This window comes from Paraclostridium sp. MRS3W1 (assembly GCF_032465715.1).
Lineage (GTDB): Bacteria > Bacillota > Clostridia > Peptostreptococcales > Peptostreptococcaceae > Paraclostridium > Paraclostridium dentum.
In genome coordinates, this window is sequence record NZ_JAWDJM010000158.1 from 1 (window position 1) to 15,316 (window position 15,316).

Below are 15,316 nucleotides of genomic sequence, written 5' to 3' on the forward strand. Positions count from 1 at the left end.
GAAATGTAGTAAATAGTAAAAATTTAGAAGTAACGAAAAGGGAAATAAACTATTTATTTAAAGAAAATTATAACGATATAGATATTAAAAAAGTATTGAGTGAAGGTGGATGGGTAGAAGAAGTTAAAAATGGTAAAGTGGTAAATGTAACAGGTGTAAAAAAAGATAAAAAAGAATTTTACTCAATTGAAGATTTTATAAATGAAAAAAATACAAACTATAAGTATGAAGAAAGAGCATATAAACAAGGTGATAAGTTATATATTGTAAAGATACCAGATTATAGCTATAAGCTTTTGCATGAAATGTATGGAACTAAAAAATCCAAGACTTACATATATTTTAGTTTAGTACTAACAATAGCTATAGTATTTTTAATGTTTATTTTGCTATCTATATTGTCTATAAAGAAGATATCTAGGCCACTTAAAATTTTAGAAAATGAAATAAAAAAAATGAGTGAAGGTTATTCAAATGTAGGAGTTAAGTTTAATTCATATAGAGAGTTTAATAAAATAAAAGAGTCGTTTAATAATACTGTTAATAAGCTTGAAAAATCTGAAATTGAAAGACGTATTGCTGAAGACGGTAAAAAGAGAATTATAAGAGATATTTCTCATGACTTAAAAACCCCAATAACTTCAATATTAGGATATTCAAAGGCAATATCACAAGGAGTTGTAACAAATGAAGAGGAAAAAAAGATATACCTAGATTATATATACAATAAGGCTAAAAGAATTAATTATTTAGTTGATGAATTATTTGTTTTTTCAAAACTAGATAGTCCAGGTTATAAGTTAAACTTAGAAAAACATGATATAAGCGAATTTGTAAGAGAATTAGTAGCTTTGTATTATATAGATATAGAAGAAAATGGATTTTTACTTGATGTGAATATACCAGAAGAAAGTATATATTCTATTATAGATACTAAGGCGTTGGAGAGGGCCTTAGGAAATATAATTATAAATGCAATAAAATATAATGAAGTTGGAACAACTATTACTGTTGATTTAAAGAAGAGTGAAAAGTATATAGATATAATTATAGCTGATAATGGATGTGGAATTTCAGATGATGTTATAGAAAATATATTTGATGAATTTGTAAGAGCTGATAAAGCACGTAAAACAGATGGAGGAAGTGGGTTAGGGCTAGCAATAACTAAAAAAATTATAAAACTTCATAATGGAAAATTAAAATTGTATAGTGAAAAAGATATAGGAACAAAGTTCTCTATAAGGTTAGATAGACTATGATAAAATCTTGAGATGAACTCAAGAGCCTCTGTTTTTTAGTTATATATTACTATATAATATAATTAAATCAGTATTAAAAAGGAGAAGTTAAATGGGGGAAGTTTGGAAAGTATTAGTAGGTATAATAGTTATCGTAGTAGTTGGAATAGTTTTTTCCATTGTTGAAAATAGAAAAAGACTAGAATATATAAAACTTAATATAATAAATAACTATGGAAAAACTATTAATTTGGATGAAGTTATGATAAAAATGAAAAATGTATCTAGTTACTTTAGAAATAAAAATGAAAAAAACATAATCGATGATATAACTTGGAATGATTTAAATATGGATGATATTTTTAAAAAAATAAATAACACACAGTCTACAGCTGGACAAGAAGTTCTATATGATATGTTAAGAACTCCAGTATATAGTCAAGCAGTCCTAACAAAACGTGATAAAGTTATAGACTTTTTTAAGAAAAATGAAAAAGAAAGATATGATATACAATTTATTTTAGGCAAACTTGGAAAAAGTAATGAACTTTATATAACAAATTGTTTATTTAATAAAGAAGATAATAGTAAAAGTAACCTATTAAAATTTACATTATTATCATGGATACCAGCAATTAGTTTACTGCTATTATTTATACATCCAATGTTTTTAATATTAACAGTAGGTTGTGTTGTATTAAATGTATTTATAAGTCAGAGAAATAAAGTTGAAAACTATGATGCAAATGGATTTAGTTATATGATAAGTTTGGTTAACGCAGCAAATAAAATAAAAGAAAAAAATATCTTTGAAATAGATGAAAACATTGATTCTATAGATGCAAGTTTAAAGAAACTAAAAAATATTAAAAGAAAAAGCGTAGGAATTCAGGAAAAAAGCATAATGAGCGATATGGATGTATTTGCAGAATATGCAAATTTAATATTTTTAAGAGAGATAATAACTTATGAAAAAGTTAAAAATACAATAATAAAAAATAAAAAAGAATTAAAAAATGTATATGAGTATGTAGGAACTATAGATTCACTAATTGCTATAGCTTCATTTAGAGAGAGTTTAGATTTTTATACAAAACCTTGTTTGAAAATTTCAGAAAAAAGAGAAGACAATAATATAGAGTTTAAAGATATATATCATCCACTTGTAAAAGAACCAGTTTTAAATAATGGTAATTTTTCAAAAGGAGTATTAATAACAGGGTCTAATGCATCTGGAAAGTCAACATTTATAAAAACTATAGCAATAAATGCTATAATGGCTCAAACTATATATACTTGTTTTGCTAAAGAATATAAGACCTCATATTTCAATATATATACGTCTATGGCATTAAAAGATGATATACACAGTAGTGAAAGTTATTATATAGTGGAAATTAAATCTCTTAAGAGGATATTAGATCAAGTACAGAATAACATTCCATGCTTATGCTTTGTAGATGAGATTTTAAGGGGGACAAATACAGTTGAAAGAATAGCGTCTTCTTGTGAGGTTTTAAAAAACATAGGAAATGAAAATGCATTATGTTTTGCGGCTACACATGATGTAGAACTTACATATATGCTTGATGATATATTTGAAAACTATCATTTTGAAGAGACTATAACAGATAATGATATAAAGTTTGATTATAAGATTCATAGAGGAAGAGCGCAAACTAGAAATGCTATAAAGTTATTAGAATTTATGGGTTACGATAAAAAATTAGTAGAAAATGCTAATTATAGAGCGAAAAAATTCTTAGATACTGGTAAATGGAAATAAAGCACCTTATTATTTAATAAGGTGCTTTGTTTTATATAAAATAGATTAAATTTATATAAAAATTAAATTATATATTAGAATTGGGACATTGTATTCCATAGTATGTAGAAATAATACTTAGGGGGAATTTTATGCACTCAAAGAGGGTAGTATCTTTAGTTATCACATTAGGGTTATTAGCAGGGTCACTGACTTCAGTAAATGCACTAAACAATGAAAAACAAAATATAAACAGTTCACATAGAAGTGCTAATGATAATATAAGTGGACCGGTAGACATATCTATAGCTAATGAAGAGAAAATAATAGAAATGTTAAAAAAAGAAGGTAAAATAGATAAAAGTGCAAATTTTGAAGAATCAAATAGAGCTTTTAGAACCTATATGAATGAATTGGCAAAAAATAATAAAAGCCAACATATAACTAAACAAGAAAATGAATTTAAATCAAAAGAAAAAAAGAATATAAAAAAACATAGCCAAAATCAGTATCAGGTAAAGAATAGTAATGAAGTTACCGAGGTAAATGTTTTGACTGTTTTGGTTGAATTTGATGATTATAAGCATAATGAGATAAAGCCAGGGGAATCAAATATGTATTATCAAAACTATGGAAGAGATCATTTTCAAGATATGTTGTTTGGTGAAAATGGATATAAAGGGCCTAATGGTGAAAATTTAGTGTCAATGAAGCAATATTATGATCAACAGTCAGGAGGTACTTTAAAAATAAATGGAAAAGTAACTGATTGGTATACTGTACCAGGAAGTGCGGCATCGTATGGAGCTCAGGCAGGTTCTAATAATGATATAAATGCAAGACAATTAATAAAAGATGGATTAACAGAGTTAGGTAAAGATAAAAACATAAATTTAAGTGATTTTGATAAAATAGATAGGTATGATTTAGACGGAGATGGAAACTACAATGAGCCAGATGGAATGATTGATTATTTGATGTTTATACATGCAGGTATGGGGCAAGAAGCTGGAGGAGGAAGTCTTGGAAGCGATGCAATATGGTCACATAGATGGAATTTAGGAGGCATCTATCAAATAGAAGGAACACAAAGTGAAAATAGTTCAACAGGGAAATTTCTAGCGTATGATTATACTATAAATCCAGAAGATGGAGCAGGAGGGGTATTTTCTCACGAGTTTGGGCATGACTTAGGTATGCCAGATGAGTATGACACGCAGTATTCAAGTAGTTATAGTGAACCTATATCAAATTGGTCTTTAATGTCATCTGGAAGTTGGGCAGGAAAAGTACCAGGAACGGAGCCTACAGGGATAAGTCCATATAGCAAACAACTTATGCAAAATAAATACGGTGGAAATTGGCAAAAACCAACAGAGATAGATTATAAAGATTTAACAACAAAAGGTGTTACATTAGATTTGAAGCAAGCAAGTGAAACTGGTCAAACCGTAAAAGTAAATTTACCTGATTTAGAAACAGAAATAGTTAAGCCATTTAGTGGTGAAAATGTGTACTGGGGTGGAAAAGGAAAAGATGGAGAACCATTAAACAACTCCATGACAGCAGAAATTAATTTAAATAATACTAATAACCCACAGTTAAAATTTAAAACTTTATATGATATAGAAAAAGGATGGGATTTTGCAAGTATACAGGTTAGAGAAAAGGGCAGCAAAGATTGGAACTTTATCCAAGGGAACATAACTACTAAAGAACATGATCCAGGAGCGGAGGTAGTTATTCCAAATGGAATAACAGGAAAATCTGATGGATGGGTAGATGCTATATTTGATTTAGGTGATTATAAGGGGAAAGATGTAGAGATAAAATTTGAATATCAGACAGATAAATATACCTTTGGAAGTGGATTTTATGTAGATGATATAAGAATATTTGATAATAACAATGAATTATTCTTTGATAATGCAGAAGAAGGATCTAAATTTGAACTTAATGGATTTAATATTGATAAAGGTAAGGTTTATTCTAAAAACTACTACTTAATAGAATGGAGAAATCATGACGGAGTAGATAAAGGTCTAGCGGGAATAAATTCATTTGGTCAGATGTATGAATATGATCCGGGTATGGTTATATGGTATGTAAATGAGTATTATAGTGAAAACTGGACTGGAGTACACCCTGGAGGTGGATATTTATCAGTTGTAGATGCAGATCAAACAAATATACCTTGGCATTTTTATGATAAAGAAACTGAGTCATTAATAGCTAGTAATAAATATCAAATGCATGATGCGGCATTTAGCTCTAAAAAAGGTAGTAAATTTTCTATTGATGCAGGGGAATCATATGGAAGGATTGCTATAGACAAATATTCATCTTCAAACCCTAAGTTTAGTGATAAAAAAGATTTTACTAATCAAGCCGCTCCAGAATTAGGCGTTAAAGTTCCTGAGTTAGGAATGGAGATAAAAATATTACATCAAGCAAAAGATAATAGTAGTGCTACAATTAATATAAGTAAAAAATAAAAAACAACTTGAAAATTATTTGTAGAGAAAAGTAAAATGAATGGTATTAAAAAAATGAGTTTATACAGAGATATTAAGTATTTAAGTGAAGCGTAATATAAGTATACAACTATAGATAACAAAACTGTAATGTTAATGATATCGAATAATTATCTTGGGCTATCGAATAATAATTTAATAAAGAAAGCTGCGATAGAAATCATAAAATATTATGGAGTTAGATCAGGAGGATCAAGGCTAACAACTGAAAGCTATAATGTTCACAGAAAACTTGAGAAAAAAATAGCTAAATTCAAAAATTGTGAAGATTGTTTGATTTTTAATAATGGATATATGGTTAATGTTGGAGTAATATCATCAATTTATGATGAAGAGTTTACAATATTTAGTGACGAGTTAAATCATTCAAGTATAATAGATGGATGTAGATTATCAAAAGCTAAAGTTGTAGTTTATAAATATAATGATACGATAGATTTATCAAATAAAGTTAAGCTGAAAAATAGTAAGTATGGGGTTATAGTTACTGATAGTGTTTTTAGCATGGATGGAGATATACACCAATAGTTCCTATAATTATAGAAAATGAAGATGTTGCTAATGAATTTAGCAAAAAATTATTAGAAGAAGGTGTATTTATACCATCTATAAGATATCCAACAGTTAAAAAAGAGGAAGCTAGACTTAGAGCGACTCTTATAGCAACTCACAACTTTGATGATATAGATTTTGCTATAGAAAGAATAAAAAAAGTAAATGAGTTTATTAAAATTAATACTACAAAATAAGGTTTGTAGTATTAATTTCAATAAAAATGTTGCGTGCGCAACGAATATATATTATAATAATTTTAAAATAAGTACATTAGTATATGGAGGAATAGAAATGAAAAAATATGAACCAATTGGTGATTTAATATATTTTATATCAAAAGAACTAAAATCAAGAATGGATGAGTCTTTAAAAGACAGAAATTTAGGACAAGGACAATTATTAACTCTAATGACTTTATTTAAACTAAAAAATTATGATGAAATCACTCAAGAAGATTTAGCTAAATTTATGGGTATAAATAAAGCTAATACAAGTAGAAACTTAGCTAAATTAAAAGAAAGTGGATTTATAGTTATAAATCAAAGTAAGGATGATCAGAGGAAAAAAAATATTGAACTTACAAATAAAGCTTTTGAAGAATTTTTATATTTAGAAAAAATCATGAGAGAAATTCACAATGAAATGATATCTGGATTAGATTCATCTTCTTTAGATTGCACTTTATCTACATTAATAAAGATGAAAGAAAATTTACTCAACAAATAGGACTTAAACATTAGGAGGCATATATGAAGATTAATATATTATATTTTTCAGGAACAGGAAATACAAAATATGTAGCAGATTACTTAGGTGAAAAACTAAAAAATGAAAATCATATAGTTAAAATTGATAGTATTGATGAAAATCCTATATTAGATAAAGATGTGGATTTACTTATAATTGGAGGACCAAACTATGCATCAAATGTACCTGAAAAACTTTTAAAATGGGTAGTAAAAAATGTTCCTGACAATAATTCTAATGCAATAGTTTTCTGTACATCAGCAGGAATAGTTAATGCCCATGGGGTAGATTCATTAGAAAATAAATTGAAAAAAAAGGGATATAACATTGTTAGTAAAGAAACTTTTGTAATGCCTAGAAATTTTTATTTTGGCAAATATCCTCAAAACACAGATGATGAGATCAATCAAATTTTAAGTCAAACGAATGAACAGTTAGATGCGTTATTAAAAAATATCAAGTTTAATAATTATAAAAATGAAAATAAAGAAATTACTAGTATATTAAAAATAGATTTTTTTGCTAAGTTATTTAATTTTATAGCAAAATTTATAGGTAAAAGTTTTTCAGTCGACAATAGCTGTATAAAATGTGGGAAATGTATAAAAAATTGCCCTAAAGCAAATATAAGCTATGATAAAAATAAAAATATTAAATTTGGAAATGATTGTATGGCTTGCATGAGATGTATACACAACTGTCCTAAACACTCAATAAGCTATAATAATAAAAAGTATGATCAATATAATTTAAATCAATATATAAAAATTAAATAAAGCTATGGAGTAAGATAAAAAAGGAAGTAGTTTAAATAAATTTATTTAAACTACTTCCTTTTTTATCTTACTCCATAGCTTTATTTAATTTTTATATATTGATTTAAATTATATTGATCATACTTTTTATTATTATAGCTTATTGAGTGTTTAGGACAGTTGTGTATACATCTCATGCAAGCCATACAATCATTTCCAAATTTAATATTTTTATTTTTATCATAGCTTATATTTGCTTTAGGGCAATTTTTTATACATTTCCCACATTTTATACAGCTATTGTCGACTGAAAAACTTTTACCTATAAATTTTGCTATAAAATTAAATAACTTAGCAAAAAAATCTATTTTTAATATACTAGTAATTTCTTTATTTTCATTTTTATAATTATTAAACTTGATATTTTTTAATAACGCATCTAACTGTTCATTCGTTTGACTTAAAATTTGATTGATCTCATCATCTGTGTTTTGAGGATATTTGCCAAAATAAAAATTTCTAGGCATTACAAAAGTTTCTTTACTAACAATGTTATATCCCTTTTTTTTCAATTTATTTTCTAATGAATCTACCCCATGGGCATTAACTATTCCTGCTGATGTACAGAAAACTATTGCATTAGAATTATTGTCAGGAACATTTTTTACTACCCATTTTAAAAGTTTTTCAGGTACATTTGATGCATAGTTTGGTCCTCCAATTATAAGTAAATCCACATCTTTATCTAATATAGGATTTTCATCAATACTATCAATTTTAACTATATGATTTTCATTTTTTAGTTTTTCACCTAAGTAATCTGCTACATATTTTGTATTTCCTGTTCCTGAAAAATATAATATATTAATCTTCATATATGCCTCCTAATGTTTAAGTCCTATTTGTTGAGTAAATTTTCTTTCATCTTTATTAATGTAGATAAAGTGCAATCTAAAGAAGATGAATCTAATCCAGATATCATTTCATTGTGAATTTCTCTCATGATTTTTTCTAAATATAAAAATTCTTCAAAAGCTTTATTTGTAAGTTCAATATTTTTTTTCCTCTGATCATCCTTACTTTGATTTATAACTATAAATCCACTTTCTTTTAATTTAGCTAAGTTTCTACTTGTATTAGCTTTATTTATACCCATAAATTTAGCTAAATCTTCTTGAGTGATTTCATCATAATTTTTTAGTTTAAATAAAGTCATTAGAGTTAATAATTGTCCTTGTCCTAAATTTCTGTCTTTTAAAGACTCATCCATTCTTGATTTTAGTTCTTTTGATATAAAATATATTAAATCACCAATTGGTTCATATTTTTTCATTTCTATTCCTCCATATACTAATGTACTTATTTTAAAATTATTATAATATATATTCGTTGCGCACGCAACATTTTTATTGAAATTAATACTACAAACCTTATTTTGTAGTATTAATTTTAATAAACTCATTTACTTTTTTTATTCTTTCTATAGCAAAATCTATATCATCAAAGTTGTGAGTTGCTATAAGAGTCGCTCTAAGTCTAGCTTCCTCTTTTTTAACTGTTGGATATCTTATAGATGGTATAAATACACCTTCTTCTAATAATTTTTTGCTAAATTCATTAGCAACATCTTCATTTTCTATAATTATAGGAACTATTGGTGTATATCTCCATCCATGCTAAAAACACTATCAGTAACTATAACCCCATACTTACTATTTTTCAGCTTAACTTTATTTGATAAATCTATCGTATCATTATATTTATAAACTACAACTTTAGCTTTTGATAATCTACATCCATCTATTATACTTGAATGATTTAACTCGTCACTAAATATTGTAAACTCTTCATCATAAATTGATGATATTACTCCAACATTAACCATATATCCATTATTAAAAATCAAACAATCTTCACAATTTTTGAATTTAGCTATTTTTTTCTCAAGTTTTCTGTGAACATTATAGCTTTCAGTTGTTAGCCTTGATCCTCCTGATCTAACTCCATAATATTTTATGATTTCTATCGCAGCTTTCTTTATTAAATTATTATTCGATAGCCCAAGATAATTATTCGATATCATTAACATTACAGTTTTGTTATCTATAGTTGTATACTTATATTACGCTTCACTTAAATACTTAATATCTCTGTATAAACTCATTTTTTTAATACCATTCATTTTACTTTTCTCTACAAATAATTTTCAAGTTGTTTTTTATTTTTTACTTATATTAATTGTAGCACTACTATTATCTTTTGCTTGATGTAATATTTTTATCTCCATTCCTAACTCAGGAACTTTAACGCCTAATTCTGGAGCGGCTTGATTAGTAAAATCTTTTTTATCACTAAACTTAGGGTTTGAAGATGAATATTTGTCTATAGCAATCCTTCCATATGATTCCCCTGCATCAATAGAAAATTTACTACCTTTTTTAGAGCTAAATGCCGCATCATGCATTTGATATTTATTACTAGCTATTAATGACTCAGTTTCTTTATCATAAAAATGCCAAGGTATATTTGTTTGATCTGCATCTACAACTGATAAATATCCACCTCCAGGGTGTACTCCAGTCCAGTTTTCACTATAATACTCATTTACATACCATATAACCATACCCGGATCATATTCATACATCTGACCAAATGAATTTATTCCCGCTAGACCTTTATCTACTCCGTCATGATTTCTCCATTCTATTAAGTAGTAGTTTTTAGAATAAACCTTACCTTTATCAATATTAAATCCATTAAGTTCAAATTTAGATCCTTCTTCTGCATTATCAAAGAATAATTCATTGTTATTATCAAATATTCTTATATCATCTACATAAAATCCACTTCCAAAGGTATATTTATCTGTCTGATATTCAAATTTTATCTCTACATCTTTCCCCTTATAATCACCTAAATCAAATATAGCATCTACCCATCCATCAGATTTTCCTGTTATTCCATTTGGAATAACTACCTCCGCTCCTGGATCATGTTCTTTAGTAGTTATGTTCCCTTGGATAAAGTTCCAATCTTTGCTGCCCTTTTCTCTAACCTGTATACTTGCAAAATCCCATCCTTTTTCTATATCATATAAAGTTTTAAATTTTAACTGTGGGTTATTAGTATTATTTAAATTAATTTCTGCTGTCATGGAGTTGTTTAATGGTTCTCCATCTTTTCCTTTTCCACCCCAGTACACATTTTCACCACTAAATGGCTTAACTATTTCTGTTTCTAAATCAGGTAAATTTACTTTTACGGTTTGACCAGTTTCACTTGCTTGCTTCAAATCTAATGTAACACCTTTTGTTGTTAAATCTTTATAATCTATCTCTGTTGGTTTTTGCCAATTTCCACCGTATTTATTTTGCATAAGTTGTTTGCTATATGGACTTATCCCTGTAGGCTCCGTTCCTGGTACTTTTCCTGCCCAACTTCCAGATGACATTAAAGACCAATTTGATATAGGTTCACTATAACTACTTGAATACTGCGTGTCATACTCATCTGGCATACCTAAGTCATGCCCAAACTCGTGAGAAAATACCCCTCCTGCTCCATCTTCTGGATTTATAGTATAATCATACGCTAGAAATTTCCCTGTTGAACTATTTTCACTTTGTGTTCCTTCTATTTGATAGATGCCTCCTAAATTCCATCTATGTGACCATATTGCATCGCTTCCAAGACTTCCTCCTCCAGCTTCTTGCCCCATACCTGCATGTATAAACATCAAATAATCAATCATTCCATCTGGCTCATTGTAGTTTCCATCTCCGTCTAAATCATACCTATCTATTTTATCAAAATCACTTAAATTTATGTTTTTATCTTTACCTAACTCTGTTAATCCATCTTTTATTAATTGTCTTGCATTTATATCATTATTAGAACCTGCCTGAGCTCCATACGATGCCGCACTTCCTGGTACAGTATACCAATCAGTTACTTTTCCATTTATTTTTAAAGTACCTCCTGACTGTTGATCATAATATTGCTTCATTGACACTAAATTTTCACCATTAGGCCCTTTATATCCATTTTCACCAAACAACATATCTTGAAAATGATCTCTTCCATAGTTTTGATAATACATATTTGATTCCCCTGGCTTTATCTCATTATGCTTATAATCATCAAATTCAACCAAAACAGTCAAAACATTTACCTCGGTAACTTCATTACTATTCTTTACCTGATACTGATTTTGGCTATGTTTTTTTATATTCTTTTTTTCTTTTGATTTAAATTCATTTTCTTGTTTAGTTATATGTTGGCTTTTATTATTTTTTGCCAATTCATTCATATAGGTTCTAAAAGCTCTATTTGATTCTTCAAAATTTGCACTTTTATCTATTTTACCTTCTTTTTTTAACATTTCTATTATTTTCTCTTCATTAGCTATAGATATGTCTACCGGTCCACTTATATTATCATTAGCACTTCTATGTGAACTGTTTATATTTTGTTTTTCATTGTTTAGTGCATTTACTGAAGTCAGTGACCCTGCTAATAACCCTAATGTGATAACTAAAGATACTACCCTCTTTGAGTGCATAAAATTCCCCCTAAGTATTATTTCTACATACTATGGAATACAATGTCCCAATTCTAATATATAATTTAATTTTTATATAAATTTAATCTATTTTATATAAAACAAAGCACCTTATTAAATAATAAGGTGCTTTATTTCCATTTACCAGTATCTAAGAATTTTTTCGCTCTATAATTAGCATTTTCTACTAATTTTTTATCGTAACCCATAAATTCTAATAACTTTATAGCATTTCTAGTTTGCGCTCTTCCTCTATGAATCTTATAATCAAACTTTATATCATTATCTGTTATAGTCTCTTCAAAATGATAGTTTTCAAATATATCATCAAGCATATATGTAAGTTCTACATCATGTGTAGCCGCAAAACATAATGCATTTTCATTTCCTATGTTTTTTAAAACCTCACAAGAAGACGCTATTCTTTCAACTGTATTTGTCCCCCTTAAAATCTCATCTACAAAGCATAAGCATGGAATGTTATTCTGTACTTGATCTAATATCCTCTTAAGAGATTTAATTTCCACTATATAATAACTTTCACTACTGTGTATATCATCTTTTAATGCCATAGACGTATATATATTGAAATATGAGGTCTTATATTCTTTAGCAAAACAAGTATATATAGTTTGAGCCATTATAGCATTTATTGCTATAGTTTTTATAAATGTTGACTTTCCAGATGCATTAGACCCTGTTATTAATACTCCTTTTGAAAAATTACCATTATTTAAAACTGGTTCTTTTACAAGTGGATGATATATATCTTTAAACTCTATATTATTGTCTTCTCTTTTTTCTGAAATTTTCAAACAAGGTTTTGTATAAAAATCTAAACTCTCTCTAAATGAAGCTATAGCAATTAGTGAATCTATAGTTCCTACATACTCATATACATTTTTTAATTCTTTTTTATTTTTTATTATTGTATTTTTAACTTTTTCATAAGTTATTATCTCTCTTAAAAATATTAAATTTGCATATTCTGCAAATACATCCATATCGCTCATTATGCTTTTTTCCTGAATTCCTACGCTTTTTCTTTTAATATTTTTTAGTTTCTTTAAACTTGCATCTATAGAATCAATGTTTTCATCTATTTCAAAGATATTTTTTTCTTTTATTTTATTTGCTGCGTTAACCAAACTTATCATATAACTAAATCCATTTGCATCATAGTTTTCAACTTTATTTCTCTGACTTATAAATACATTTAATACAACACAACCTACTGTTAATATTAAAAACATTGGATGTATAAATAATAGCAGTAAACTAATTGCTGGTATCCATGATAATAATGTAAATTTTAATAGGTTACTTTTACTATTATCTTCTTTATTAAATAAACAATTTGTTATATAAAGTTCATTACTTTTTCCAAGTTTGCCTAAAATAAATTGTATATCATATCTTTCTTTTTCATTTTTCTTAAAAAAGTCTATAACTTTATCACGTTTTGTTAGGACTGCTTGACTATATACTGGAGTTCTTAACATATCATATAGAACTTCTTGTCCAGCTGTAGACTGTGTGTTATTTATTTTTTTAAAAATATCATCCATATTTAAATCATTCCAAGTTATATCATCGATTATGTTTTTTTCATTTTTATTTCTAAAGTAACTAGATACATTTTTCATTTTTATCATAACTTCATCCAAATTAATAGTTTTTCCATAGTTATTTATTATATTAAGTTTTATATATTCTAGTCTTTTTCTATTTTCAACAATGGAAAAAACTATTCCAACTACTACGATAACTATTATACCTACTAATACTTTCCAAACTTCCCCCATTTAACTTCTCCTTTTTAATACTGATTTAATTATATTATATAGTAATATATAACTAAAAAACAGAGGCTCTTGAGTTCATCTCAAGATTTTATCATAGTCTATCTAACCTTATAGAGAACTTTGTTCCTATATCTTTTTCACTATACAATTTTAATTTTCCATTATGAAGTTTTATAATTTTTTTAGTTATTGCTAGCCCTAACCCACTTCCTCCATCTGTTTTACGTGCTTTATCAGCTCTTACAAATTCATCAAATATATTTTCTATAACATCATCTGAAATTCCACATCCATTATCAGCTATAATTATATCTATATACTTTTCACTCTTCTTTAAATCAACAGTAATAGTTGTTCCAACTTCATTATATTTTATTGCATTTATAATTATATTTCCTAAGGCCCTCTCCAACGCCTTAGTATCTATAATAGAATATATACTTTCTTCTGGTATATTCACATCAAGTAAAAATCCATTTTCTTCTATATCTATATAATACAAAGCTACTAATTCTCTTACAAATTCGCTTATATCATGTTTTTCTAAGTTTAACTTATAACCTGGACTATCTAGTTTTGAAAAAACAAATAATTCATCAACTAAATAATTAATTCTTTTAGCCTTATTGTATATATAATCTAGGTATATCTTTTTTTCCTCTTCATTTGTTACAACTCCTTGTGATATTGCCTTTGAATATCCTAATATTGAAGTTATTGGGGTTTTTAAGTCATGAGAAATATCTCTTATAATTCTCTTTTTACCGTCTTCAGCAATACGTCTTTCAATTTCAGATTTTTCAAGCTTATTAACAGTATTATTAAACGACTCTTTTATTTTATTAAACTCTCTATATGAATTAAACTTAACTCCTACATTTGAATAACCTTCACTCATTTTTTTTATTTCATTTTCTAAAATTTTAAGTGGCCTAGATATCTTCTTTATAGACAATATAGATAGCAAAATAAACATTAAAAATACTATAGCTATTGTTAGTACTAAACTAAAATATATGTAAGTCTTGGATTTTTTAGTTCCATACATTTCATGCAAAAGCTTATAGCTATAATCTGGTATCTTTACAATATATAACTTATCACCTTGTTTATATGCTCTTTCTTCATACTTATAGTTTGTATTTTTTTCATTTATAAAATCTTCAATTGAGTAAAATTCTTTTTTATCTTTTTTTACACCTGTTACATTTACCACTTTACCATTTTTAACTTCTTCTACCCATCCACCTTCACTCAATACTTTTTTAATATCTATATCGTTATAATTTTCTTTAAATAAATAGTTTATTTCCCTTTTCGTTACTTCTAAATTTTTACTATTTACTACATTTC

At 26.8% G+C, this 15,316-nt stretch carries 14 protein-coding genes; 7 read left to right on the plus strand and 7 right to left on the minus strand.

Translation table 11 applies throughout. The annotated features are described in order from the left end of the window. The 7 genes from RWY47_RS12775 to RWY47_RS12800 all read left to right on the plus strand — a co-directional run. On the plus strand, positions 1-1,262 hold a 1,262-nt coding region (locus RWY47_RS12775; RefSeq protein WP_316030344.1), incomplete at its 5' end, for a HAMP domain-containing sensor histidine kinase. 91 nt (positions 1,263-1,353) lie between these two features. Then, a complete protein-coding gene (locus tag RWY47_RS12780) occupies positions 1,354-3,027 on the plus strand; it encodes a MutS-related protein (RefSeq protein ID WP_316030345.1) in 1,674 nt (557 codons plus the stop codon). A 131-nt stretch (positions 3,028-3,158) separates the two neighbouring features. Beyond that, positions 3,159-5,501 (plus strand): immune inhibitor A domain-containing protein, encoded by a 2,343-nt coding sequence (locus RWY47_RS12785; protein WP_150843054.1) that lies wholly within the window; start codon positions 3,159-3,161, stop codon positions 5,499-5,501. A 129-nt stretch (positions 5,502-5,630) separates the two neighbouring features. Beyond that, entirely contained in the window at positions 5,631-6,068 is a 438-nt protein-coding gene (locus RWY47_RS12790; RefSeq protein WP_199874189.1) for an aminotransferase class I/II-fold pyridoxal phosphate-dependent enzyme, read from the plus strand. Positions 6,069-6,079: 11 nt separating this feature from the next. After that, a complete protein-coding gene (locus tag RWY47_RS18180; protein ID WP_224170918.1) occupies positions 6,080-6,289 on the plus strand; it encodes a hypothetical protein in 210 nt (69 codons plus the stop codon). Positions 6,290-6,386: 97 nt separating this feature from the next. Then, positions 6,387-6,821: a MarR family winged helix-turn-helix transcriptional regulator gene (locus tag RWY47_RS12795; RefSeq protein ID WP_167402895.1), complete on the plus strand. Its 435-nt coding sequence runs from the start codon at positions 6,387-6,389 to the stop codon at positions 6,819-6,821. A gap of 23 nt (positions 6,822-6,844) precedes the next feature. Beyond that, a complete protein-coding gene (locus RWY47_RS12800; RefSeq protein ID WP_150887254.1) occupies positions 6,845-7,618 on the plus strand; it encodes an EFR1 family ferrodoxin in 774 nt (257 codons plus the stop codon). A gap of 80 nt (positions 7,619-7,698) precedes the next feature. Here the strand turns inward: RWY47_RS12800 and RWY47_RS12805 are convergent, their stop codons facing one another. The 7 genes from RWY47_RS12805 to RWY47_RS12830 form a co-directional block, all read right to left on the minus strand. Further along, positions 7,699-8,472 carry an EFR1 family ferrodoxin gene (locus RWY47_RS12805; protein WP_150887254.1) on the minus strand — a complete coding sequence of 258 codons (774 nt, stop codon included), beginning with the start codon at positions 8,470-8,472 and terminating at the stop codon, positions 7,699-7,701. Between the two features lie 23 nt (positions 8,473-8,495). Further along, positions 8,496-8,930, minus strand: coding sequence for a MarR family winged helix-turn-helix transcriptional regulator (locus tag RWY47_RS12810; RefSeq protein WP_167402895.1), 435 nt, complete (start codon positions 8,928-8,930; stop codon positions 8,496-8,498). 97 nt (positions 8,931-9,027) lie between these two features. Continuing rightward, entirely contained in the window at positions 9,028-9,252 is a 225-nt protein-coding gene (locus tag RWY47_RS18185; RefSeq protein ID WP_206622209.1) for an aminotransferase class I/II-fold pyridoxal phosphate-dependent enzyme, read from the minus strand. Continuing rightward, a complete protein-coding gene (locus RWY47_RS12815) occupies positions 9,249-9,686 on the minus strand; it encodes an aminotransferase class I/II-fold pyridoxal phosphate-dependent enzyme (protein ID WP_199874189.1) in 438 nt (145 codons plus the stop codon). The genes RWY47_RS18185 and RWY47_RS12815 overlap by 4 nt, the downstream gene beginning before the upstream one ends. A gap of 129 nt (positions 9,687-9,815) precedes the next feature. Further along, complete coding sequence (locus RWY47_RS12820) at positions 9,816-12,158, minus strand: immune inhibitor A domain-containing protein (protein ID WP_150843054.1); 2,343 nt, start codon at positions 12,156-12,158, stop codon at positions 9,816-9,818. Positions 12,159-12,289: 131 nt separating this feature from the next. Further along, entirely contained in the window at positions 12,290-13,963 is a 1,674-nt protein-coding gene (locus RWY47_RS12825) for a MutS-related protein (protein WP_316030345.1), read from the minus strand. Between the two features lie 91 nt (positions 13,964-14,054). Next, positions 14,055-15,316: HAMP domain-containing sensor histidine kinase (locus RWY47_RS12830; RefSeq protein ID WP_316030344.1), on the minus strand; the 1,262-nt coding region annotated here is incomplete at its 5' end.